Source organism: Nostoc sp. CENA543, from assembly GCF_002896875.1.
GTDB lineage: Bacteria > Cyanobacteriota > Cyanobacteriia > Cyanobacteriales > Nostocaceae > Trichormus.
On sequence record NZ_CP023278.1, the window covers coordinates 4,961,815 to 4,985,285 of the forward strand.

The following is a 23,471-nucleotide window of genomic DNA, read 5'->3' on the forward strand; positions in this document are numbered from 1 at the left end:
TTAACCACAGACTTTTGAAATGGAAGACAATTGAGTTAGTCGTTGGTTAATTTGCATTTGTAATTGTTCGCGCAATTGATTGGCTTGTTGATAAACTAATCTTCTACTATTACTGCCTTGGTGATTACACTCTATTTTGCTGTTGATGGTTGCTAATGGTTGAACAAAATAACGTAGGCGAGTTTTCATTGCCCAAACTCCCATTGAAGGAAAGAGAATGAGTATGAACATTAAAGGCGAGATGGGACAAAAGGGTAAATTAAATAGTCTTTGTAACTTTTGTAAGTTGACTGTCCAAGGATGTAAAGATTCGCTACCAATACAAACGACTGGCAAAATCGGAATATGATAGCGATCGCTTAACTGTAAAAAACTCACATCAAATTTTTGCAGTTGATAGCGTTTCCCCCAACCTTTCAAGGGGCCGCGTAAACCTTCCGGTGCATATAACAAAGTTTTACCCTGGGAAATAGCCTCCTCAAAATCAGCCAATTCTGCACGCACACCACCCAAAACCTGCGACCATTTTGGAGGTAGCCACCACACCATCCAAGGATGTTCAAATAATGATACTCCCGCTACAGGTTGCACTGTCCAACCCTGTTTTTCCCCTAACAAATAACCCAAACTAATAAAGTCCCAAGGAAAACACATCCCTGCATGGTTCATAGCCACAATTAACGCACCTGTAGAGGGTAAATTATCTACTTGGTGCAATTCTCCGCGAAAATAATATTTCACAATAAAAGCTAAAATTTCTTCACGAAAAGCCCGTTGATAGTCAGGATTAAATTCTACAATTTCTGTTCGAGGAGAACGACAACCCAAACGCAACCATCGACTCAAAAACGCCAGATAAAATCCCCCAGGAATTAAAAATAGTAAATATTCTAGCCAATGCCAACCGTCGGGATCTGCGTGATAATGTTGCCAATGACGGTTAAATAAAATTAACCACCCAGGAGGATACCACAAACAAAACCAGTCAACCCAGCTAAATTGATATGGTTGCTGAGTTGTAGTTGCTGAAGAATGTATCAGACTTGCAGAATGTTGATTAAACACAACTACCGAGTAAATAAGATATCAATTATATTTGGCTGCTATCTTAGCCTGATAAATTTATAATGTGTATCCAACTACAGGCGTAAAAAATACTACATCAATATCACAGGGTTACGATCAACAAAATCTATCAAACGAGCTAGCTTAGATATAAGTTTCTGTGAGTGGCAATGATGTTATTAGAACTCAAGCGCATCTATATTCCACCTGGACAAACAGTAGTGTTACGAGATGTAACTTGGCAAGAATTAGAAACCATTCTCGAAGAGTTAGGAGAACACCGCGCCGCCCGCATTGCTTATGATAGGGGAATGTTAGAAATTATGGCACCATTGCCAGAGCATGAATACGGTAAAGAAATTATTAGCGATTTATTGAAGGCACTGTTAGAAGAACTAGACACCGAATTTATTAGTCTTGGTTCTACCACCTTCAAGAATCAATTCATGGCTCAAGGTATAGAACCTGACCAGTGTTTTTATATCAAAAACGAACCTCAAATTCGTGGCAAAAATAGACTAGATTTAACGATAGATCCTCCACCAGATTTAGCCTTAGAAATTGATATTACTTCTCGCACCCATCCCAAAATTTATCAATCGCTGCAAGTACCAGAATTGTGGCGGTTTGAAAAAGGTAATCTACAAATTAATGTTTTGCAAGATGGTATTTATATAGAATCTGAAACTAGCTTAATTTTTCCCAACTTGCCTTTAATTGATGTCATACCCCAATACCTGGAGCAAAGTAAAATCATTGGCAGAAACACTACTATCAAGAACTTTCGGATTTGGGTAAGACAGCAGCTAATTGGCGGATCATAATGACAGATGTAGGTTGGGTTGACGACAGGAAACCCAACACCAAGATTAATATTGTATGTCTAAAATTGGTAAATTAAAATGACAGCTATAGTTACAACAAACAGCACATTAGTAGAATTTTTACAACTTCCATATATAGATGAGTCACCAGCATGGGAATATATTAACGGACAGGCAATTCAAAAAACTATGCCAGGTGGAAAACATAGCCTTTTACAAAAACGTTTAGTGGGAGTAATTGATACAGCAGGAAGTAATTACGAAGCTTTTCCTGAATTGCGTTGTACTGTCGGTAATCGTTCCATAGTTGCTGATATTGCAGTAGTGGCTAGTAACGAAATTCCATTAGATGAAAATGGCGATATTAGCAGCACGGGTATTAATTTTGCACCAGCTTGGATAATTGAAATTCTCTCACCTGATCAAAGTCAAACTAGAGTAACAGGTAATATTCTGCACTGTATGAGAAATGGTACTCAACTAGGATGGTTAATAGATACCTATGAACGCTCAATTATAGTTTATCGTTTAGCTTGCCTCCCCGATATATTATCAGGAGCAGATGTATTACCAGTCCTAGAAGGTATGAATTTAACGCTGGACGTTAATGATATCTTTGCTTGGTTGCAAAGAGTTAGCTAAGAGATGAAATTAATTTTACAACTCTTTCTTTGACTTCATCACGAACACGGCGAAATGTGTCTATAGATTCTCCTTCGGGGTCATCTAATTGCCAATCTTCAAATACTTCTCTAATAACCCAAGCTTCTGGTAAATTCACACCACAACCACATAAAGAAATGACTATATCGTAATCTTTGGGGTTGAAATTATCTAAAGGTTTAGAATACTGCTGACTAATATCAATACCAACTTCTGACATGACTTGCACAGTGATGGGATCTACTTCATTGATTGCCAAACCTGAACTTGTAACGTTAATTTTTCCCTCTCCTAATGTTCGTGCAAAACCTTCTGCCATTTGAGAACGGCGGGAGTTATGCTTGCAGACAAACATCACATTTCTCATACTACCCCTCTAGAATTTAATAGAGATGAAATCCTCCTCTGTTAAGAAATTTATATCTATGCACAACAAGGTTTATTAACAGTCTGAACTTCTCCCGCAGCAGTCGTGACCACATTTTTTTCTGGTGCTGTATCTGCTACTTTTACAACAAAAACCTCCCAACGGTTGCCATCGGGATCTGTCACCCACACTTTATCTTGCAAAGCGTAGCAACAATCGGTGTTGTCCTCTCTAAATAATGCTAGTCCTGCATCTGTAAAACGTTTGATAGCTGATTTTACCTCGTCGCTACTTTCAACTTGTACACCTAAATGAGACAATGCGCCGCCAGTCTGCACACTATTAGTTAAATTGAGTGTCAGATTTAAAGCTGGGTTAGAAATATCAAATTTGGCATAGTCAGCTTTGTATTTTACAGGTTCTAAGCCAAACATAGCCCGATAAAAAGTCACGGACTTTTCAAGATTAGTCACATTCAAAGCGACATGAGTTTTCATAGCTGTCATAATTTTTCTCCTAATAGTTTTTGTCTTAGGTTAATGCAAAGAATTAATACAGCGTGGATCTGGTAAACTTGCCTTTTCTGGCTCTCGTGGAAACCAGGGTGCTGTGCGCTTACAAAATTCCACCAGCATTAACATAACTGGGACTTCGATTAATACGCCTACCACAGTGGCGAGTGCTGCACCAGAATTTAAGCCAAACAGCATAACGGCTGTAGCAATGGCAACTTCAAAGTGGTTGCTAGCTCCAATTAAGGCGGCAGGTGCAGCGTCTTCATAAGAAAAATTGAGTTTTAATGCTGCCACATAACTAATTAAGAAAATAAAATTAGTTTGAATAAATAGTGGCACAGCAATTAATAAAATATGAAAGGGATTGTTGACAATTAATTCACCTTTAAATGCAAATAGCAAGATTAAAGTAATTAGCAAAGCTGTAATAGCAACGGGACTAAGATACTTCAAAAATTGCCCTTCAAACCATTCTCTGCCTTTATATTGGAATATCCAGTAACGGCTGTAAATCCCAGCAATTAAAGGCAAACCTACATAAATTAACACTGATAAAACTATGGTTTGCCACGGTACAGTTAGATCATTTGCTGCTAGCAACCATCTGCCTAACGGTGCGTATAAAAATAGCATGGCTAGAGAGTTAACTGCCACCATCACCAAAGTGTGTCCTTGATTGCCGTAGGACAGATAACCCCACATCAACACCATTGCTGTACAGGGTGCAATTCCTAGTAAGATTGTGCCAGCGATGTAAGAATTTGCGATCGCTACTTCACTACCACGAATCAATTCTGTACCAGCAATTAACGGACGAAATAACCAACCGAGAAAGAATTGAGCAAAAACTACCATCGTGAATGGTTTAATCAACCAATTCACCACCAAGGTAAGAATGACAGGCTTGGGAGTACGAAGTGCATTGACAGCCTGGCTAAAATCAATCTTCACCATGATGGGGTACATCATGAAAAACAGACATACCGCAATAGGTATTGATACTTGATAAATACTAATAGCATCAAGTTTTACCGCTACCTCTGGAAATAATCTACCCAGGGTGATGCCGGCAAAAATGCACAGAAACACCCACAGGGTAAGATATCGTTCAAAAAAGCTGAGATTACTCTTGGGTTTCATTTTTAGGGGTATAGGGGTGTAGGGGTGTAAGGGTGTAAGTGTCTTTTTGAATTTTGAATTTTGAATTTTGAATTGTTTAGTCTCCCTCTCCGGCTTTCCAGGCGATCGCTTTACTGGGTTTCGGGTCGGGTAATTTCACTGAAACTACGGCTGCCCCTAGTACCAAAAACATCGATGTCCACAGACAACCTACCAACCCCAGCCATTGATATACCAAGCCAGATAAAACCGTACCAGCTAACCTACCGCCGGAGTTAGCCATATAATAGAAGCCAACATTCAGGGCTACTTTGTCATCATCGGTAAAAGCTAACACCAGATAAGAGTGAACCGCAGAGTTAAAGGCAAACACCACACCAAATAACAGCAGTCCCCCCACAATGGCGATATTAGCGGGGATACCTAATTGTAGAGCAAGGGCGATCGCAGCTGGCACGGCTGTTAAGGTAAATGTCCAAAACTGGATAGTTTTAGACTGTGGCGGACGACCAGAACCAAAGCGTCTAATTAGTGTTGGTGCTGATGATTGAATAATGCCATAGCCAATCACCCACAACGCTAAAAATCCACCAACTTGATAAAAAGACCAACCTAAAACCTCACGCAAGAACACAGGTAAGGCCACCACAAACCACACATCCCGCGAACCGAATAAAAAGAATCGGGCAGCCGAAAGAATATTAATTTCTGGACTCTTAGAAAACAGTTGGCTAAATTTAACTTTCTTCTTAATTTTGCCCATGCCTTTCGGCAGCATCAAGCCAGTAAACATCAGCAGGAATAAACCACCTGCCATTATTAATAAGGAATTGACAAAACCAAATCCACCCAACAAAGCACTACCAACAAAAAAACCAACTCCCTTGAGAGCATTTTTAGAACCAGTCAGCACCGCCACCCACTTAAACAAAGCAGACTGAGCATCTTGAGGAACTACCAACCGAATCGCACTTTTAGAACTCATCTTAGTTAAGTCTTTGGCAATTCCAGAAAATGCCTGAGCCGTCATCACAAACAAGACTGCAAACCACTGCGCCCAACTGGGATTCAGATACGCCAGCATCACCAAAGAGAAAATCTGCAATCCAATGCCAGTATAAAGAGTTACTTTTAATCCTAATTGTGAACCAATCCAACCGCCTAAAAAATTAGTGACAATGCCAAAGACTTCGTAAAACAAGAATAGAGAAGCGATTTGTAATGGCGTATAGCCAATTTTATTGAAGTAGAGCAACACTAGCATTCTCAGCGCACCATCTGTAATGGTGAAACCCCAATAGGCAAGTGTTACCAGAATATAGTTTTTGAAATTTGCTTTAGATGCTGTAGTAGTCATGGGGGAAGGTAGAAGCAGGGGGCAGGGAGCAGGGAGCAGGGGGCAGGGGAGCAGAGGAGAACAAATTTTACCCAGTCCCCAGTCCCTAACGAAGATTCAATGCAACTTTACGAGCGAGTTCAACCATGCGGTTGACGTAACCCCATTCGTTGTCATACCAAGCCAGAATTTTTACTTGTGTCTCGTCAACCACCATCGTGGAAAGGGCATCAATAATGGAAGAACGAGGATCATCTTTGTAGTCAATAGATACTAAAGGACGCTCCTCATAGCCAAGGATGCCTTTCAGGGGTGCTTGTTCAGAAGCAGCTTTTAACAGGCTGTTAATTTCTTCTACTGTGGTAGGTTGTACTACCTCAAACACACAGTCTGTCAACGAAGCGTTAAGTAGTGGGACTCTGACTGCAACACCGTTAAGTTTACCGTTGAGTTCGGGATAAATTAACCCGATGGCTGTAGCAGATCCTGTAGTGGTAGGAATTAACGAGAGACTGCTAGCACGCGCCCGACGCAAATCTTTGTGAGGTGCATCGACTAGGGTTTGAGTATTGGTGTTGTCATGGATGGTAGTAATAATTCCATGTTTAATACCCAAGCCTTCATGAATAACTTTGACTACTGGTGCTAAACAGTTGGTTGTACAAGAAGCCGCAGTTAATAGGTGATGTTTGTCAGGTTCATAGAGATTATCATTTACCCCCATGACTATATTTAAAGCTTCTTCCTTCACCGGAGCAGCTACAATTACCTTCTGCACTCCCCGCTTAAAATAGGGGTCAAGGGTGGCAGGTGTGCGAAACTTACCAGAACATTCCAGCACTATATCCACACCGAAATCTTCCCAAGGTACATCACCTGGTTTAGCATACTCAGTAAAGCTGAGGGGTATACCATCAATGAGAACTCGTTCACCTTCTGCTTCTACTTCGGGTGTCCAGCGTCCATGTACAGAATCAAACTTGAGTAAATGAGCTGCTGTTACAGCCCCACCTTTGATTTCATTAATATGAACAAATTCTAGTTCTGGCCAACCCCAAGCAGCTCGCAGTGCTAGCCGTCCCATCCTACCAAAACCGTTAATGCCAACACGAATTTTCATTAGCTTAGATAAATAAATTTCTCAAACTAAAACTGCTTTTGTTTGCGTAACAATTCGCTAATTGTTAGGTCTAATTGCGCTTTGCCACCAAAAACTGTGCCGGCTTTACCTTGGTTTAAATGCACATAATCGATGTGATAGGCTTCATTTGGTAAAGGTACATAACCCACTATAGGTACAGTTTTCGGTGCTTGTTTAATGTAGAAATCTACAAATTGGTAAACTGCACTTTTATCTTTGGCTGACCAAGGATTAACGTAGATAAATAAGGGTCGAGAAAGTGGTTGATACTTGGATTTTTCAACAGTTTCTCGTGATGGTAGAATTGCACCTTTACCACTATCTACGGCTAGCAATTTGAGCTTATTCTTATGCTCTTCATAGTAGGCATAGCCAAAGTAACCCAAAGCATTTGGATCTTTGACAATTCCATCCACTAAAACTTCATCGTCTTCACTAGCTGTATAGTCATTACGACTGGCTTTGGCTTTACCTGTAATAGCTTCTGTGAAATAGTCAAATGTCCCAGACTGTTTACCCGCACCATATAAATTCAGTGGACGATCTGGCCAAGTTGAGCGGACTTGATTCCAACGGGTGATTTTGCCTTCTGCTCCAGGTTCCCAAATCTTCTTCAATTCAGCAATTGTAATATCTTTTGCCCAGTCATTCTGGGGATGAACCACAATTGTTAAGGCATCAAAAGCAATAGGTAATTCTATATACCTCACACTGTTTTTGTTACAAGCTGCCATCTCTGCCTGAGAAATTGGTCGAGAGGCATTATTAATATCTGTTTTACCAGTACAGAATTTTTCAAATCCGCCGCCTGTACCGGAAAAATTTACTTGAATTTGTGTATTATTTTTAGAGTTGGCTTGAAACTCTTTAGCGATCGCCTGGGTAATCGGATACACCGTACTCGAACCATCAATGGTAACTTTCGCCACCTGTTCAGAATTAGTGACTTCGGTGACGACTGGTGACTGTTGAGTTTGAGTTGATGAATTGGATGTGGCTGTACAACTACTTGCTACAGCTAATATCCCAAATGCGAGAGCCAATTTTGTTGCTACTGCGTTCATTGACCTCACCTGTATGGGTGATTTGAAATGTATATTTCTATCATTTCAAAAAAAATTGATATGTCAATTACACAGAAGGCTATATTCACAAAAATTCATCAAAAAAAGTTGATGTATTAGGAAATGTTATCACAGCAACGTGCTGGTAATATCTGACCCAAGCGGTGGAAATCTGCTAAATACTGCTCTAAAACAGCAAATTGAGGTAAATTGAGGCTGTAATAAATCCAACGCCCTTGCTGACGAGAGTTAACTAAACCAGCTTCTTTCAAGGTCTTCAAATGAAAAGATAATTTGGACTGACTCACCCCCAAGGCTTCACATAAGTCACAAACGCACAATTCACGCTGACGTAGTAATTCTAAAACATTAATTCTAATGGGGTCAGAAAGTGCGTGAAAGCCTGCAACAATCAAGCTGGTAGTGGTAGCATTAGGAAATTGCATTAACTTAACCTTGGTTCGGCAACGGTATAAATCTTGCTATATTCAAGCATTTCTAGTCTTGCTCATTTATTTGTCTCAAATAGCGGACTTCTTCCAGTAATATATTAAATCTCTGATCGTTTTTGGCGTTAATTAATATCCTCTATTTTACTGTGGAGAAGCAAGGAATTGAGAGTATGATGTAGGTTATCTTAAACCTTGCTCACGCAATAACTGATCTGCCCAAATCGTGTCTGCTGCTGACAATGGTGGAACTGGTTCTTGACGATAATCTACAACCAAATCATAACCAGATACGTCATATATTTCATTTAATAAAATCTGTAAATCTATCACTGGTTCATTATCACCAGGACGCAAGGGTAAAGGAAAAGCAGGAATGACATCTCGTAAATTGAAAGCATATAAATCAGCTAGGGGACGACGATTTCCCCGACAAACTAAAATTCGATAATCACTGGCAATATGATCACCGAACATTGGCATAGGTTCGCCTTTGCGTAAGAAATCAATTTCTACTAAATTTGTCTGACTTCTTAACACTTTTTCTCGTTTTTTTTCATAAGCTTTTCTGCCTTTAACTGGACGTTTATTAGTGGGAGAAAGAATTTCTATCGTAGTAATTAACTGTTCTGTACCTACTTCTTTAACTTCTAAATATCCTTCTTTTACAGTTATAGGTGTTGGTACTGTAACTTGGACAGGTTTAGATGTTGGTGTAGCAACAGCTACATTTGTACCCTCAGCATCACTGTTATGCTGGCGAGTTGTTACCATCACATCAGGAATCCCAACAGTTATCGAAGGATTATCGGCGGTTTCATACATCCGCACTTCAACAGCAACACGGTATTTGGGACGCAGTTGGGGAGATAAAAACCTAGCAATTTCAATAATTAACCAGTGATGTAATCCAGGAAATAAATCCGGGTGTTCTAAATATGGGTTCATTCCTGGAAATACCGAAGGCATGATTTATACTCCTAGTTCTGAGCCTGCAACAACAGTTTCGGGTTGATAACGAATACCAGCTTTTTCAATGCGGCGTAAAGCTTCACCCAGGCGATCGCAATCTGCAATCAAGCTAATACGCACATATCCTTCCCCAGCCACCCCAAAAGCATTACCAGGGGTGACAACAACGCCTGTCTGTTGCAACAAGTTCAAAGCAAAATCCGTTGAACCCATACCCACAGGACATTTTACCCACAAGTACATTGTAGCTTTGGTTTTGGGGATATCCCAACCCAGCTTTCCAAATCCTTCAATTAAGAAATCTCGGCGGGTACGGTAGCGTTGCTGTACTTCGTGTAGGTAAATATCCGGTAGTTGTAAAGCTGTTTCGGCGGCTGTTTGCAAAGCTGCAAAAATCCCATAATCCAAGTTGGTTTTTAATGTCCGTAAGCCTTGGATGACATGACGATTACCCACCACAAAACCCACACGCCAGCCAGCCATATTGTAGGTTTTAGATAAGGTGTGAAACTCTACGCCAATATCTTTCGCCCCAGGAATTTCTAGTAAGCTAGTGGGTTGATAACCATCAAAAGCTAACTCGGCGTAACACAGATCATGCACCAAGAGAATTTCGTATTTTCTGGCAAAGGCCACGATTTCCTCGAAAAATTCACGGGGTGCGGTGGCGGCTGTGGGGTTACTGGGATAGTTGAAGTAAAGTATTTTGGCTTTTCTTGCCACTTCGTCGGGGATGGCGGTTAAATCAATTAACCAATTGTTTTCCTCTTTTAAAATCAGGCTGTGGACTTGACCACCCGCAATCACAGGCCCGCGAAAATGGGCGGGATAGGCGGGGGAGGGAACTAAGACCACATCCCCAGGATTAATGTAGGCGATCGCTAAATGCGATAATCCTTCCTTAGAACCCAACAATGGCAAAGCTTCACTATCAGGGTCTAGTACCACACCATAGCGACGCTTATACCAAGTCGTAATCGCACGCCGAAAGTTAGCAGTCCCTTCAAAGGGGGGATAACCGTGATTACTAGGGTCTTGTAAAGCCTTCATCGCTGCTTCCACCACTGGCTGTGGTGTCGCGCCATCGGGATTTCCCATCCCCAAATCAATTAAATCAATGCCTTGTTCTCTAGCCTTAGCTTTTAACTCATCAAGACGGGCAAATACATAGGGTGGTAGTTGCTGTATCCGATCTGCTGGCTTAATCCAATCCAAACTCATTCCTCAACCTCGTCAACCCCTTTGGGGAATTCAAAATACTCTACGAGAAGGCTTGCGCCTACAAAATTCAAAATTCAAAATTATTTACACTAGCTTTCAGCAGTTACAGTAGTTGTTAGTTCTGCTGGTTGCTTGTCAGAAGCAAGCCTTAAGAATTAGTCATGATTTCATTACTTGTTTCCCTGGTGGAGACACGATTTACTAAGTCTCTACTTTCTGTCGGTGCAGTGGTAGAAACCATCGCCGCCATTAACTGTTCTAATGCAACCTTAAATGGGAGTCGATGAATATCAGATTCAGGTGCTAACGCGACTTCGGCGGCTGTTTGTAACTCACCCAGGGTAATGTTCCCTAAACCCAAATCTGCTAATTTTTGCGGCAGTCCAATCTCTGCGTAAAACTTTAATAATTGTTGTCTGGATGCGGCTGCTAATTGATTACCTTGTACCATTTCTTCTAAACGCAGCTGCACTAAAATGCCGAAGGCGACTTTTTCCCCGTGGATGCTGCTGTGTCCGGCTATGTGCGTTAACCCATTATGCACCGCATGAGCAGCCACAGTGCGGCATTGCGCCCCACCCAAGCCACCAATTACCCCAGCTAGTAAGACGGAAGCGTCTACAACTTCTTGCCAAACTTCACTCCCTGGATTTTCCAAGGCGGCGGCTGACTTTTGAAATAAGATATCCCGTAAGACTCGCGCCTGTTGGACGGCGGCGATAATTAAAGTCTGTTCTAAATGCCCACTGCTAACAGATGCTTCATACCATTTAGCGATCGCATCCCCAATTCCTGCTACTAAAGTATGTGGTGGGGCAGTTTTCACTAAATCGTAGTCCAGGATAACCAAATCAGGACAGCGAGACAAAGCCACATCATACAAAAATGCCCCCGACTCAGAATAGACATTCGATAAAGCTGTCCAAGCGGCACAGGTAGCGGCTGAGGTGGGGATAGTAGCGATGGGTAACTGTAATTGATGGGCAACTAATTTGGCTGTATCTAAAGCCTTACCGCCACCCACACCGATAATTACATCGGCTTTATGTTCTTTAGCTGCCTTTCTCAGTGATTTTAGGCTAGTTTCGGCACAATCTGCACCATAGGAAACAGGGGTGACATAGAGATTGTGCTGTTCTAAAATTGGCTGTAAAATTTCCTGGGCGATCGCAATAGTGCTATTGCCTGCCACAATTAACGGACGGCTGCCTAACTTGGCAATTTCTAAAGCTGCGGCGGACAATATATTTGACCCACGCATCACTTTGGCAGGGGCTACTGCTAGCGTGAGTAGAGAAGTGGAAGTTTGAGTAGACAAGGCTGGAGTAGATATTTGATTAGACATATACTCTAGTTTGCCAAAAACCTTGATGTTTCTTAATAAATTTAAATTTATCGCAACTGCTGCTCGGACATGGCCACCCCTGTGTTTCTAGTGGGAGTCATTCACGGATGCTGCTCATTGTCCATAAATTCAGAAATATCAAAGTTTTGAATAACTATATGGTTTATTAAAGATACCACTGTCAGAATACTCAGGGAAAGTAAATATTAGAGCGTCTAACGAATTTGATACAGAGTAGACTGTATGTATATTGCGTGGATGACGCTGTTAAATTCATTTAGGTAATATCTTAATCTAAAATTAACAAATATTGTATATCTAAATACAAAAAATAATTTTTTCTTAGGAAACGCTGATAATTTAGTGCAGGAATACGAGCTGAACTACAAAAGAGTCTCAAAACCTCAATTGCAGCCCAGCCCATAAACATAGGCTAATTAAGCATCAGATTTGGGCAGTTGAGCGAACTTTTCGGGATATATTTCCACGCTTAAATTTTGGTCTTCACGACTCACGAGCGATCGCCTAGCTTCACCTAAGTACACTGGAATAGATAAGCCTGGTTCTGGGTGAATAATGGTACGCGCCCGAATTATTAGCTGATTATCACCATTTCTACCCCCACGCCCGAAAGAATAGAGATTACTAGCCGCTTGCAGTAAGGTAGCTTCTACTTCATCCGGTGAAATCTGCGGTGATGTGGCAATGACAGCTTGATTTGAGCCATTATCATAAACTAGGGTATATCTAACCGCGCCAGGAATCACGGTACGGCTTAAAGGGACTATCGACAGGGCAAACAAACCAGCAGTTAGCACCAACATAAAACCAGTTGTACCTACTAGCCGAAAGCGGATACCCCATTTAAACAAAAAAGCTAATATTGCTAAAGCAGCAAATACCAGTGTGGCAATACCTGACCATTGAGTGTATTGCAGAAATTCAGCTGTTGTAAGCATACAAATTGGCTACGAATGGCGTTTGATAAACATACCTATTTTAAGCCCTGACGGAATGGGGACAGGAGTTGGGGATTGGGGGTTGGGGATTGGTGACTGGGGAATAGTCCAGTAGTGGCGTGGCAAGCCTTAAATGCTGCATTAAAAAATCGATTTTATCTGCGTTTATCCGCGTTTATCTGCGTTTTTATCAAACTTAATGCCCGGTTTTAGCCTTGCCACGCCAGTAGTGTGCGTTAAAGCAAAGCTTAACGCACCTCCATCATATGATGCGTTGCGGCTACATATCATCAAAGTCTTTATCTAGTACAACTACTCCAAGCTTTTTTAATAGCCTCTGTAAATCATCTCGATTTATATTTCCTGTTGATTCTTGAATGAAATCACAAATATTGCGTTGAGTTGCAAGATGAGAAAGTATTTTTATTAGTTCTGTAATTAATATTTTGCCAACATCGTTAAATATTGCTATTTTGATATATCTTTAATTTATCAAAAAATAAGCATAAAAAAAGACATCTTTTCAGATGTCTGTTATGCAGGAAAAAACTAAACTGTTTTTCCCTACACCTTCCCAACAATCAGCAACAGTGGCTAATTTGAGTTAGCCACACTCACAGTCACAAACGTGAATGTAATTATCTTATTAACTACAACCTCTAAATAGCCGCAGTGTAACCACTGAAAATTAATTAAGGTGATTATTGAGAATTCGTAGTGGGATATACCACCGCAATCATCTTGAGATTTGTTGATTTTTTATAAAGCAGATTGTGGGTAATAATGTATTAATTGGTCGAATAAAGCCATAAACCAAAAGAACTTTAGCCTTGTTTAAGTAGAACGGTGTAAATAATTCAAGGTTTGTAGTGAGGACTTTAGTCCTCTGATAAGGACTGAAGTCCTTACTACGAACTAGATTCCAATCTTTTTACATTACTTCACATAGTTTGTTTTTTTCAAGTCGTTCTGACTTGAAAAAGGGGTGTAGGGGTATAGAGGTGTAAGGGTGTAAGGGAAAGACTTTTTCATGTTTTCTTGTGTACGCAGTTCATGACGGCTACTTACTGTTTCCTATTTCATGTTTTCTAGCATCATGCTGATAGTGGTGATACGTAATTCCAGAAACAGCCGCCAATAATAACCAAGATATCGTGTTTAATCGGAAATCAAAAAGAGTCACATCAACTGTATTAAATAGCAGCCATTCTATCAAAACTACAAGATAGCTAAAAATGATTACTCGATTTTCTGTAATTAGAGAATGGGATTTTTGCAGAAGTTGGATACCGGAAAATAATATCCAGCCTAGTAAGCCAAAAAATAATAAAGTAGCTGGTAATCCGGTTTCGGCGGAAAGCATCAAAAATAAATTATGGGGGTGTCCCAAATCGATATTCATGTGCGCTTTGTAGAGGGCGGAAAAATTACGTAAACCCCACCCTGTCCACGGATGTTGCTGAGTCAAAGACCAAGCAAATTGCCATTGAGTTTTTCGCATTAAAGCCACTGGCCGGTCTGGGTATAGTTCATCATTGAGCCTAGCCCAAAAGAAAGCGGGGACAATGCGACGAAATAATTGGGCTACTGGCGCAGGTGCAAAAGCTGCTAATAAAACACTAGCGACAATTCCAGTCACCGCGCCCACCAGTAAACGCCAACCTTGATATAGTGCAAAGGCTAAACAGGCAAGGATCGCGATCGCCCATCCGTTACGCGAATTAGTTAAAATCAAAGCTGCAAAATCAGCCACTAAAATCAATGGCAGCCAATAATAAGGATTACGCAGTAAGGATTTATAGCGTTTCCCAGTTCCTAGTCTCCAATCCCCAATCCCCCTTTCTAGCAATAACCCTAATCCCAAAGTGAAGACAATCGCTAAATAAGCTGCAAAAATGTTGGCGTGCATGAAAATAGACGACATTCTCCCTGGGGGATTGCCACCGGATGCGATCGCCACATCTAGGACTAAAATTTGTAACTGGGATGTCCAGCCAAAAAACAACTGTCCAAAACCCATGATTAAAACTGGGACAGAACCAATCACAAAAATCCAGGCTAGACGTTTTAATTGATTACCCGTTTGAATTAAGGCACTCAACCCAGCAAACACCAAAAAAAACGGCAGTAAATTAAATAAACCAATAAAAGCGGCTGGTTTATCTACTGCCAAGCTAGAAGATATCAGCAATAGGATAGTAAAAACTGCAAAGCCCTGATTAATGGGAGTGTGGATAATTTTGCGGTTTTGGCGCAACCAACTAAATAGAGTGGCAAATCCTATACTTACAGCTCCCAAAAAAGGGCTTAATGGGAATATTAATAGCCCGATTTGCAGTAATTTCCAGGGTAATTGCAGATTATGAGGGGAATAACGATCAAAACCTAACTTCAAGCTAACTCCCAACATTCGCTACGGGTGAGACGAATTTGCGCCAAAGCAAAAATAGTGGGGATGATTCGACCATAGTTAGTGGTAATCATTCTCCAACCCAAGTCTGCAAAGAACCAAGTCCACATCATCGGCCCTACCAAAGCAAAGACACTGCGAACTGCTGTATAACGTGCAGCATTCAAAGCCATACCTCGACGTGCCATTTGCAATGTGACATAGCTTTGAAACTGTGCAGTTGCGGCTTGAGAACCTGCAATCACAGCATCTTTAGCTACTTGATAGGTGGCAAAGTGAATGGCGAATTGTCGGGCAATTTGTTGTAGGATGAAGGGCTTAACTACAGATGTTACAGCTAAAGCACTACCACCTTTTAGCAGTAAACCCAATGGATCATGTTGTAATAAAGGTGGTAGAGGTTCTGAATGTTCTGATTTTGCTAGTTGATTGTGAAATTGTACAGTCAATTTTTGTTTTTCATTATCTGGTAGTTTTTTCCAAACTTGTCCTAGCAGATATAAAAATACTTCTGCTTCTAAATCTATAGTTGTTAAATTGACAGAATAAGGAATTTTTAAGTATTTACAGACTTGAATTAGTGCTTGACGGTAAGTAACTTGGTTTGTACGTCCACGTAAAACTGTCATTCCGTCTGCGGCTAAAAAGCGAAAGCGACCTTCTAAGGAGTCCAGCCAAGCACGACGATTTTGGCTTTGAACTTCGATAGGTTCAGGCGTTTGGAGATAATCTAAAGGATTAAACTTCTTACTAAACAAAATTGCTGTTAAATCTTGCAATTCATCTTCGCTGGCTAACTCTAACGCCGCCCTTAGCTCATCCAATTTCCTTTCCTCCCTTCCATAGAGCATATCTGTACCCTATTCTACTAGGCGATCGCGGATTCAGGATTGGCATCGATATCAAGGTTTATGGAACACACCTTTGACATTATTCCTCAATGCTGAAATCTACCTTATCGTAAATATCCCCTAGCAAAACCTGACAAGGAATAGAAGCCAAAGACAATATGACATCTGGGTCGTCGTACTCAGAGAAAATCCACTTATTATGATCAGTTTTGCAATACTGCTCAACATGAATTTTATACTGGTCAATCAGAATATACTCCTGAAAACTCGGAATTGACCGATAAGCCGCAAATTTTTCATCCCTGTCATAACTTCTGGTGGATTTTGATAGCACTTCAGCAATAAACACCGGATTAATCAAAGTATCTCGTCTTCCCTCCTGATATTCCAAAGGAGTTTTTATGACCATGACATCAGGGTAAGTGTGAATTCGTCTGTTGGGTATCCATAGACGTTGGTCTGTAGTAGAAACTCGATAAGGCTGACGCTTCAGAAGTCCGTTGATTATACCACCGAAATTAAGCACAATTTGACTATGATCTGGTGTTCCGCCTGCCATAAGAATAATTTGCCCATCAATATATTCGTGTTTTTCCTCTGAATTCACCTCCATTTCTATGTATTCTTCAGGCGAATAATAGTGTTGTTCTTGTGCAATGGTCATGATATTTCCACCCCCAAGGCTGCAAGTTTTTGATAAATCAAAAAAGTAGAAAGAGGACTATAGCCTCTCACTACCAACTTTTCTTTAAACCTGCTGATTTAAACTCAACAACTCTGTTTCTTCAATGGTGTTCATTTGGTCGAGAATATGCCAAACTTCTTGTAACATTGGCTCTAAACCAGTGCGAGTCACCGCAGAAATCAAGAAGACAGGAACATGAGCAAGATGATTTAATTGTGTTGCTAATGCTTCTAAATCTACAGTTTCTCTATCAACGGCATCGATTTTATTTAAAGCAATAATTTGCATTCTTTCATCTAAACCGCGTCCGTATGCTGTTAATTCTTGCTGAATTGTATTGTAGTCTCCGATAATATCATCGCTGGTGGCATCGATTAAATGCAGCAATACCCGTGTGCGTTCAATGTGGCGAAGGAAATCATGTCCTAAACCTGCACCTTCGGCTGCGCCTTCAATGAGTCCAGGGATATCCGCAAACACTGTACCGTCACCTGTGGGTTTTTTGACTACGCCTAAATTTGGGATTAACGTTGTAAAAGGATAGTCAGCAATTTTAGGACGCGCAGCTGATAAAGAAGAAATGAGAGTAGATTTACCTGCATTGGGTAAACCGATAATTCCCACTTCTGCTAAGAGTTTTAATTCTAGACGTAGTAGTTTTCTTTCTCCTGGTAGTCCTGGGAGGGCGTATTCTGGGGCGCGGTTACGGTTACTCAAGAAATGCTGATTTCCTAAACCACCTTTACCGCCTTGTGCAACTAGCAATTTTTGGTTTTTTTCGGTTAAATCCCCTATGAAATCTCCGGTTTCTGCATCATAAATCACTGTTCCGCAGGGAACTTCGATAATTAAGTCTTTACCGGATGCACCTGTGCAGTTATTAGGGCCGCCTCGTCCGCCATTTTCACCTTTAAAAATGTGGTTGTATCGGAAATCTAACAAGGTTTGGAGGTTTTCTACAGCCATAAAAATTACCGAACCACCACGCCCCCCATTACCACCGGAAGGCCCACCTGCTGGTACATATTTTTCTCGCCGGAAAGCGACTATACCATCGCCACCTTTACCGGCTTCTACTTCAATTTGTGCTTGGTCAATAAATTGCATAATTAGTTATTAGTCAATGGTCAATAGTCAATGGTCAATAGTCAATAGTTATTTATCTGCTGAAATTTTTATCTACTGATAACAATGGTGCGTCATGGCTATGAACGCACCTTCAACATTCTATGTTCTATAACTAGTCTTTTTTGCCTTAGACCTTCTTATTGCTATTATGCCAAACTAATGACTAATAACTAATGACTAATGACTAGTAACTAAATATATTCTGAAACATCTTCTTTACATTCATCCGCTAAGTAGGAGAGGGCGCGGAAGCGTAAGCCCACAAGTTGTTCATACAGGGGGTTAATTTTACATAATGGCGGGATATGGACAATTTTGTGTCCAAATATGGTGACATCTCGCTCAAAGGGACATTGGGAAGGAATCATTTTACACAAAAATCGGGCAACTCTGGGGTCTTGGACATCTAGTCCATCTAACCAGTCGCGTAAGGGTGTAAGTGCGTCTGGTGTGGGGGCTGTAAATGGTGCAGCGATGGGAGGAGTTGCTTGTGCTTTGTCTTCTATGGTGTGGCGTAGGGCTGAGAGGATGTCTTCTGGTTCACCGAGGGCTTGGCAAAATTGATGTAGGACTTGATCTTCACTGGGGGAATAGGTACCATCTGCGATCGCTACCATAACAGCTGTACGCAAAAAATTCTCCGCAGTTGGTGTATTTTTCCCTAAAACTGTTGCTAGTTCTTCTGGGGTGATGACTTCTAGTGAGTCCCATTCCAAACAAGGGGCTAATTCATCTTTGGTGATATTAGCAATTAATTGCTGTTCTTGTTCGTCAAAGTTACCGTCTGCCCAAGCTATAGTTAGCAGTCCCCGCAACCAAGCGGCTATCTGTTCGCTGCTGTAGGGTGATTGAACAACAGTTGTCATATACTTACGCCTTGTGGTTTTCTCAGTTCATAATAAGCTATGGGTATGGGGCATAGGGAATAGGGTATGGGGTATGGGTAATGTTTGTTTTATTCTCTTGTCAGTGGAGTTTCGGCGGTTGGAGGTTGGGGTAACTCGAAGGTGACATCTTCGTATACGTCTGCGATCGCACACCGAAAATCTATACTAGCTAAATGGATTTCCTGTTCCTTAACGTAGGGATAAAGTACCCACTGTCCATCTTGATTACGCCGAAAACAATCAATACTTATGCGATTTTGGCTGACTAAAACATATTCTTGCAGTGTTTCCATTTGTCGATAGTCAGCAAATTTATCTCCTCTGTCAAAGGCTTCTGTAGAAGGTGATAACACTTCGATGACTAAGCAAGGATAACGGATAAAATTCTCAAAGGCTCTATCTCGTTGGTCACAACTGACGATTATATCGGGATAGTAATAAATGTTCCGTGATTCAATGTGGGCTTTCGTGTCTGAAATGTAAGTTTGACAACCACTTCCACGTAAATGATTTCTTAATCTGGAAGCGATATTTAAAGAAATGACTACATGAGTATTACTCGCCCCAGCCATTGCGTAAACTTCACCTTGGCGATATTCGTGCTTAATGGGGCTGGTTTCTTCGCCTTTGAGATAGTCTTCTGGGGAGATGTAGGTGTAACTGGGGTTTGCAATCATGGGAATTTTAGGGTGTAGAGGAGACAAGATAGATAAGGTAGACAAGGGTGACAAGGGAGGAGAGTATTACCAATTAGTCAACCTACCAAATGTATATTATGGCAAATCTAGCTGTTGTTAGATGCTGTGATTCTCTTGTCTGTCTTAATCTACAAATGTTGTACCAGAAGATAGACTTGTGCATACAATTTTAGAGCGATCGCACTTTTTAAAACAGGCTTTATTAGATTTTGTGCTGGATGCAGAAGGGGATTTAGCACAAGCTTTAGAAACCTATGCAGCCGAACAATCTCGCCGTGGGCAAGATAACACACAGCAAGAATTTATTATTGATAGCTTTTTAATAGAAGGGAAAGTTAAAGACCAATCACCTATAGATTTATTCCAGGCGCAATATTCAGATATTACAGAGAGCGATCGCTTGTTACTTGATAGTTGGCATCGTAGCTTTATTGCTTTATTTGCTATTATGCAAATTGAGGGCGATCGCTTAGAGTTAAAAAACTGGTTAACAGATAAAAATTATATTATTAGAATCAACAATCATCAAACTTTACAAGAAACTTCACGCTTAAAAACCGGAGAAATTATATTAGTTCGTATTGCCCCTGTAACTGATATATACTGGACATTTTTTGGCAAATATACTCTACTTGGCAAATTAGGTAAGCCTAAACTAGCCGTAGCCATTGGTAACTTTAAAGAGAAATATCCACATTATCTTTACAGTGATGCACCAGAATTATTAGAAGCTGCTTGGCAGTCGGTATCACACTATCATGAGCAATTTATTAACTTTTTTGGTAGTGATGAGATTACCTTACCTGGGTATCAACTCAATCAAAAAATTGGGGAATTTCAAGAATTAATTTCTGAGCAACGACTGGCAGCACTGGGAATTAATCAAAATAAATCTCTGAGTGAATTAGCTGCCGAGGCTGGAGTTTCAGAAACAGAAATTCAAGCGGCAATTCAAGAAACGGGTGCTGATGGCAAATTAGTATCACAGCTAATGAATCAACAAAATGGCAACAGTAAAATGGTCATGCCAAAAGTTGATTTACCTGCGGAATTAAAAAAAGCAGAACAAGTCACAGCCATTTCTCATCCCCGTTGGGGACAAATATTTTTACCAACTTATACTAAATTCCAAAAATTATTAACCACAGAAGATTGGCGAACCATAGAAGGTGCAGAAAAATTAGTGCGTCATTACCTAGAAGATAAATATACTAATGCTTTCGTTTGGTATCGTTTAGCCCAAAATTATCCCGATACCTTAGAAAAACTCCTACGAGATTATTTGCAACGCCCAGAATTTAGCCTTGCTGATGACTTAGACAAACTTCTACAAGAATTCCAAAAACCTCTCAAACCAGAACTACCAGAAATCGCCAGTGTACCCATACATCTGCACGAATTATTTCAATCTGCTGTCGCGGAGGTAAATAAGTCTAAACCTAAAGATAAGAAGCCGAAAAAGTCAGTCAAGGGGTTTAAGTGAATGGAAGGGAGTAGGAGGCAGGGGAGACAAGGTAGACAAGGGGACAAGGTAGACAAGGGAGAAGAATAACTAATGACTAATGACTAATGACTAATGACTAATGACTAATGACTAATGACTAATGACTAATGACTAATGACTATTGACTATTGACTATTGACTATTGACTAATGACTATTGTCTCGCCCGTTCTTTTTGATAGAAAGCCACAACTTTTTGTACATAACTACCGGTAAAGCCACTGTTACAGCCTGTATATTTACCAGTCATCCACCAACAGGCAGCGTTACGTACGGCAGCAGTTTCGTTATTAGTAGCGCGAAACTGCTGAGTTAACTCGCGGCTTATGATACAACTAACGACTTGGCGCGTTAGCTTTGGGTCATTTTCAAACTGTGCTGGCTTAACTTCTCTTTTCAGACAATTCCTTGACCAAGCTTTGAGGGTTTCTGGTTTAATTTGCCAATCAGTATACAAGGCATCGTTAGCTGTGCCTGTTTGCGGTGCAGCTAGGCGCAAAGCTTCTACCATTGCGGAAATTTGAGGATTTTGTGTTTGCTGTTGTGCTTGGACTGACAAGGGTGACAAGCTAAAACTACAAAGCATTCCAGTAACCAACAATAATTTTTGAGAGTATTTTTTCATAGGTAGATGAGCTGTAACAATCTTGTAGTGGTTGTCAGTAAGACTTGACGGAAGAGGCAGAGGGGAAGAGGGCAGGGAGCAGGGGGAGCAAGCCTGACAGGTGTAGTTTTTTTACGTTGTGTACCAAAAACTTTGGTTTTGGGGTGTAGGGGTGTAAGGGTGTAGGGGTGAGTGAAACGATGATTCTCTCGTTAGTCTGAGAGTCATCACTCACTGCTGGGTAAAAAACCTACACTTGTGAGGGGGCGCAAGCTCAGTCTTCCCCCTTGCTCCCTGCTCCCTGCTCCCATGCCTCTTGTGACATCCTCTCATTTTTTATGTTCCCATGCCCTATTCCCTATGCCCCATACCCGATGATCAATTCTGCAATTTTTACCAAACTATTTTTTTGAGTCGTACCAGCATTTTGATAAGTTAGTACATAGTTCGCAACATATCGTAGTTATCGCCAAGGGGGAATGTAAGTTGAGTCAACGTCCAGATGCCATTGCACCACACGGTGGACAGTTAGTCAATCGTATTGCCACACCAGAACAAAAAGCCGAGTTTCTTTCTAAAGCCGAGTTTTTACCACGGGTACAACTTGACGATCGCTCGCTTTCTGATTTAGAAATGATCGCGATCGGTGGTTTTAGTCCACTCACTGGTTTCATGAATGAAGAGGACTACAACCGCGTAGTAGCCGAAATGCGGCTTGCTAACGGTACTGTGTGGTCAATTCCGATTACCCTCTCAGTAACAGAGGAAGTAGCTGCACCTTTAAAAGAAGGTGGTCTTGTGCGTCTGGATAACCCCCAAGGTGAATATGTCGGGGTTTTACAGCTGACACAAAAATATCATTACGATAAAACCCGCGAAGCTATTAACGTCTACCGTACTGATGACGCAAAACACCCAGGGGTACAGGTAGTTTATAACCAAGGTGCGGTGAATTTAGCTGGTGATGTCTGGTTATTACAACGCGACTCCCACCCCTATTTCCCCGCCTACCAAATTGACCCTGCGGCTTCACGCCAAATGTTTAGAGATAAGGGTTGGAAAACAATTGTCGGTTTCCAAACCCGCAACCCCATCCACCGCGCCCATGAATACATTCAAAAGTGCGCTTTAGAAACAGTAGATGGTTTATTTTTACATCCCTTAGTTGGTGCAACTAAAGAAGACGACATCGCGGCGGATGTGCGGATGCGCTGCTATGAGATTTTGCTAGAACACTACTATCCTGCGGACAGGGTAATTTTGGCAATTAATCCCGCCGCTATGCGTTACGCTGGCCCTCGTGAAGCGATTTTCCACGCTTTAGTGCGGAAAAACTATGGCTGTACCCACTTTATCGTCGGTCGTGATCATGCTGGCGTGGGTGACTATTATGGTACTTACGACGCTCAATATATCTTCGATGAATTTGAGCCTGGGGAATTGGGTATTGTCCCCATGAAGTTTGAACACGCGTTTTACTGCACCCGCACCAAACAAATGGCGACTACCAAAACCAGTCCCAGCAAACCAGAAGAACGCATTCACCTATCGGGGACAAAAGTTCGAGAAATGCTGCGTCGTGGTGAGTTACCCCCACCAGAATTTTCTCGTCCTGAAGTTGCCGCAGAATTAGCCAGGGCAATGCGAGTACAAGTATTGGCCTAA

Annotated in this window: 23 protein-coding genes; 4 read left to right on the plus strand and 19 right to left on the minus strand. The window is 41.2% G+C overall.

Annotation, left to right across the window (positions count from 1 at the left end; genetic code table 11):
• On the minus strand, nt 1-1,065 hold the full coding sequence (locus tag CLI64_RS20715; protein WP_103138973.1) for a 1-acyl-sn-glycerol-3-phosphate acyltransferase: 1,065 nt from the start codon (nt 1,063-1,065) through the stop codon (nt 1-3).
• A 173-nt stretch (nt 1,066-1,238) separates the two neighbouring features.
• Here CLI64_RS20715 and CLI64_RS20720 point away from each other — a divergent pair, with 173 nt between their 5' ends.
• Together CLI64_RS20720 and CLI64_RS20725 are read left to right on the plus strand one after the other, a co-directional pair.
• Nucleotides 1,239-1,889: a Uma2 family endonuclease gene (locus tag CLI64_RS20720; protein ID WP_103138974.1), complete on the plus strand. Its 651-nt coding sequence runs from the start codon at nt 1,239-1,241 to the stop codon at nt 1,887-1,889.
• Nucleotides 1,890-1,967: 78 nt separating this feature from the next.
• On the plus strand, nt 1,968-2,531 hold the full coding sequence (locus CLI64_RS20725) for a Uma2 family endonuclease (protein ID WP_103138975.1): 564 nt from the start codon (nt 1,968-1,970) through the stop codon (nt 2,529-2,531).
• Here CLI64_RS20725 and arsC read toward each other — a convergent pair.
• From arsC to CLI64_RS20810, 17 genes are all read right to left on the minus strand, one after another.
• Nucleotides 2,524-2,919: an arsenate reductase, glutathione/glutaredoxin type gene (gene arsC / locus CLI64_RS20730; protein ID WP_192881572.1), complete on the minus strand. Its 396-nt coding sequence runs from the start codon at nt 2,917-2,919 to the stop codon at nt 2,524-2,526. The two genes, CLI64_RS20725 and arsC, sit on opposite strands and share 8 nt — an antisense overlap.
• Before the next feature lie 56 nt (nt 2,920-2,975).
• The gene (locus CLI64_RS20735) at nt 2,976-3,425 is read right to left on the minus strand and encodes an ArsI/CadI family heavy metal resistance metalloenzyme (RefSeq protein ID WP_103138977.1); all 450 of its coding nucleotides are present in this window, start codon (nt 3,423-3,425) and stop codon (nt 2,976-2,978) included.
• A gap of 30 nt (nt 3,426-3,455) precedes the next feature.
• The gene (arsB, locus tag CLI64_RS20740) at nt 3,456-4,574 is read right to left on the minus strand and encodes an ACR3 family arsenite efflux transporter (protein ID WP_103138978.1); all 1,119 of its coding nucleotides are present in this window, start codon (nt 4,572-4,574) and stop codon (nt 3,456-3,458) included.
• 76 nt (nt 4,575-4,650) lie between these two features.
• Nucleotides 4,651-5,910 (minus strand): organoarsenical effux MFS transporter ArsJ, encoded by a 1,260-nt coding sequence (gene arsJ, locus CLI64_RS20745; RefSeq protein ID WP_103138979.1) that lies wholly within the window; start codon nt 5,908-5,910, stop codon nt 4,651-4,653.
• 85 nt (nt 5,911-5,995) lie between these two features.
• A complete protein-coding gene (locus tag CLI64_RS20750; protein ID WP_103138980.1) occupies nt 5,996-7,009 on the minus strand; it encodes an ArsJ-associated glyceraldehyde-3-phosphate dehydrogenase in 1,014 nt (337 codons plus the stop codon).
• 26 nt (nt 7,010-7,035) lie between these two features.
• Nucleotides 7,036-8,094: a PstS family phosphate ABC transporter substrate-binding protein gene (locus CLI64_RS20755; protein ID WP_103138981.1), complete on the minus strand. Its 1,059-nt coding sequence runs from the start codon at nt 8,092-8,094 to the stop codon at nt 7,036-7,038.
• Nucleotides 8,095-8,210: 116 nt separating this feature from the next.
• Nucleotides 8,211-8,540 carry a helix-turn-helix transcriptional regulator gene (locus CLI64_RS20760; RefSeq protein WP_103138982.1) on the minus strand — a complete coding sequence of 110 codons (330 nt, stop codon included), beginning with the start codon at nt 8,538-8,540 and terminating at the stop codon, nt 8,211-8,213.
• Between the two features lie 186 nt (nt 8,541-8,726).
• Nucleotides 8,727-9,512 carry a DUF4058 family protein gene (locus CLI64_RS20765; protein WP_103138983.1) on the minus strand — a complete coding sequence of 262 codons (786 nt, stop codon included), beginning with the start codon at nt 9,510-9,512 and terminating at the stop codon, nt 8,727-8,729.
• Between the two features lie 3 nt (nt 9,513-9,515).
• Complete coding sequence (locus CLI64_RS20770) at nt 9,516-10,736, minus strand: aspartate aminotransferase (protein WP_103138984.1); 1,221 nt, start codon at nt 10,734-10,736, stop codon at nt 9,516-9,518.
• A gap of 148 nt (nt 10,737-10,884) precedes the next feature.
• Nucleotides 10,885-12,081: an iron-containing alcohol dehydrogenase family protein gene (locus CLI64_RS20775; RefSeq protein ID WP_103138985.1), complete on the minus strand. Its 1,197-nt coding sequence runs from the start codon at nt 12,079-12,081 to the stop codon at nt 10,885-10,887.
• A 437-nt stretch (nt 12,082-12,518) separates the two neighbouring features.
• The gene (locus CLI64_RS20780) at nt 12,519-13,040 is read right to left on the minus strand and encodes a Ycf51 family protein (RefSeq protein WP_103138986.1); all 522 of its coding nucleotides are present in this window, start codon (nt 13,038-13,040) and stop codon (nt 12,519-12,521) included.
• Between the two features lie 1,060 nt (nt 13,041-14,100).
• Nucleotides 14,101-15,450 carry an O-antigen ligase gene (locus CLI64_RS20785; RefSeq protein WP_103138987.1) on the minus strand — a complete coding sequence of 450 codons (1,350 nt, stop codon included), beginning with the start codon at nt 15,448-15,450 and terminating at the stop codon, nt 14,101-14,103.
• The gene (locus CLI64_RS20790) at nt 15,432-16,274 is read right to left on the minus strand and encodes a YaaW family protein (RefSeq protein WP_103138988.1); all 843 of its coding nucleotides are present in this window, start codon (nt 16,272-16,274) and stop codon (nt 15,432-15,434) included. The genes CLI64_RS20785 and CLI64_RS20790 overlap by 19 nt, the downstream gene beginning before the upstream one ends.
• 106 nt (nt 16,275-16,380) lie before the next feature.
• Complete coding sequence (locus CLI64_RS20795) at nt 16,381-16,965, minus strand: Uma2 family endonuclease (protein WP_103138989.1); 585 nt, start codon at nt 16,963-16,965, stop codon at nt 16,381-16,383.
• An 84-nt stretch (nt 16,966-17,049) separates the two neighbouring features.
• Nucleotides 17,050-18,093: a GTPase ObgE gene (gene obgE / locus CLI64_RS20800; RefSeq protein WP_103138990.1), complete on the minus strand. Its 1,044-nt coding sequence runs from the start codon at nt 18,091-18,093 to the stop codon at nt 17,050-17,052.
• Nucleotides 18,094-18,305: 212 nt separating this feature from the next.
• Nucleotides 18,306-18,980, minus strand: a complete 675-nt coding sequence (locus tag CLI64_RS20805) for a Mo-dependent nitrogenase C-terminal domain-containing protein (protein ID WP_103138991.1) — start codon at nt 18,978-18,980, stop codon at nt 18,306-18,308.
• An 89-nt stretch (nt 18,981-19,069) separates the two neighbouring features.
• Nucleotides 19,070-19,678: a Uma2 family endonuclease gene (locus CLI64_RS20810; protein ID WP_103138992.1), complete on the minus strand. Its 609-nt coding sequence runs from the start codon at nt 19,676-19,678 to the stop codon at nt 19,070-19,072.
• Nucleotides 19,679-19,856: 178 nt separating this feature from the next.
• On the opposite strand from CLI64_RS20810, the gene CLI64_RS20815 reads away from it, so the two are divergent.
• Complete coding sequence (locus CLI64_RS20815; RefSeq protein WP_103138993.1) at nt 19,857-21,182, plus strand: hypothetical protein; 1,326 nt, start codon at nt 19,857-19,859, stop codon at nt 21,180-21,182.
• Nucleotides 21,183-21,356: 174 nt separating this feature from the next.
• On the opposite strand, the gene CLI64_RS20820 is transcribed toward CLI64_RS20815, so the two are convergent.
• The gene (locus CLI64_RS20820; protein ID WP_103138994.1) at nt 21,357-21,827 is read right to left on the minus strand and encodes a hypothetical protein; all 471 of its coding nucleotides are present in this window, start codon (nt 21,825-21,827) and stop codon (nt 21,357-21,359) included.
• 465 nt (nt 21,828-22,292) lie between these two features.
• Here CLI64_RS20820 and sat point away from each other — a divergent pair, with 465 nt between their 5' ends.
• Nucleotides 22,293-23,471, plus strand: a complete 1,179-nt coding sequence (gene sat, locus CLI64_RS20825) for a sulfate adenylyltransferase (RefSeq protein ID WP_103138995.1) — start codon at nt 22,293-22,295, stop codon at nt 23,469-23,471.

Bases quoted from the DNA above. Each gene is read 5' to 3' on its own strand.
- CLI64_RS20775 (WP_103138985.1), bottom strand. From the start codon at position 12,081: ATGTCTAATCAAATATCTACTCCAGCCTTGTCTACTCAAACTTCCACT.
- CLI64_RS20765 (WP_103138983.1), bottom strand. From the start codon at position 9,512: ATGCCTTCGGTATTTCCAGGAATGAACCCATATTTAGAACACCCGGAT.
- arsC (WP_192881572.1), bottom strand. From the start codon at position 2,919: ATGAGAAATGTGATGTTTGTCTGCAAGCATAACTCCCGCCGTTCTCAA.
- CLI64_RS20750 (WP_103138980.1), bottom strand. From the start codon at position 7,009: ATGAAAATTCGTGTTGGCATTAACGGTTTTGGTAGGATGGGACGGCTA.
- CLI64_RS20735 (WP_103138977.1), bottom strand. From the start codon at position 3,425: ATGACAGCTATGAAAACTCATGTCGCTTTGAATGTGACTAATCTTGAA.
- arsJ (WP_103138979.1), bottom strand. From the start codon at position 5,910: ATGACTACTACAGCATCTAAAGCAAATTTCAAAAACTATATTCTGGTA.
- CLI64_RS20770 (WP_103138984.1), bottom strand. From the start codon at position 10,736: ATGAGTTTGGATTGGATTAAGCCAGCAGATCGGATACAGCAACTACCA.
- CLI64_RS20785 (WP_103138987.1), bottom strand. From the start codon at position 15,450: ATGTTGGGAGTTAGCTTGAAGTTAGGTTTTGATCGTTATTCCCCTCAT.
- CLI64_RS20725 (WP_103138975.1), top strand. From the start codon at position 1,968: ATGACAGCTATAGTTACAACAAACAGCACATTAGTAGAATTTTTACAA.
- CLI64_RS20805 (WP_103138991.1), bottom strand. From the start codon at position 18,980: ATGACAACTGTTGTTCAATCACCCTACAGCAGCGAACAGATAGCCGCT.
- CLI64_RS20755 (WP_103138981.1), bottom strand. From the start codon at position 8,094: ATGAACGCAGTAGCAACAAAATTGGCTCTCGCATTTGGGATATTAGCT.
- CLI64_RS20760 (WP_103138982.1), bottom strand. From the start codon at position 8,540: ATGCAATTTCCTAATGCTACCACTACCAGCTTGATTGTTGCAGGCTTT.
- CLI64_RS20720 (WP_103138974.1), top strand. From the start codon at position 1,239: ATGTTATTAGAACTCAAGCGCATCTATATTCCACCTGGACAAACAGTA.
- CLI64_RS20795 (WP_103138989.1), bottom strand. From the start codon at position 16,965: ATGACCATTGCACAAGAACAACACTATTATTCGCCTGAAGAATACATA.
- CLI64_RS20810 (WP_103138992.1), bottom strand. From the start codon at position 19,678: ATGATTGCAAACCCCAGTTACACCTACATCTCCCCAGAAGACTATCTC.
- obgE (WP_103138990.1), bottom strand. From the start codon at position 18,093: ATGCAATTTATTGACCAAGCACAAATTGAAGTAGAAGCCGGTAAAGGT.
- CLI64_RS20820 (WP_103138994.1), bottom strand. From the start codon at position 21,827: ATGAAAAAATACTCTCAAAAATTATTGTTGGTTACTGGAATGCTTTGT.
- arsB (WP_103138978.1), bottom strand. From the start codon at position 4,574: ATGAAACCCAAGAGTAATCTCAGCTTTTTTGAACGATATCTTACCCTG.
- CLI64_RS20780 (WP_103138986.1), bottom strand. From the start codon at position 13,040: ATGCTTACAACAGCTGAATTTCTGCAATACACTCAATGGTCAGGTATT.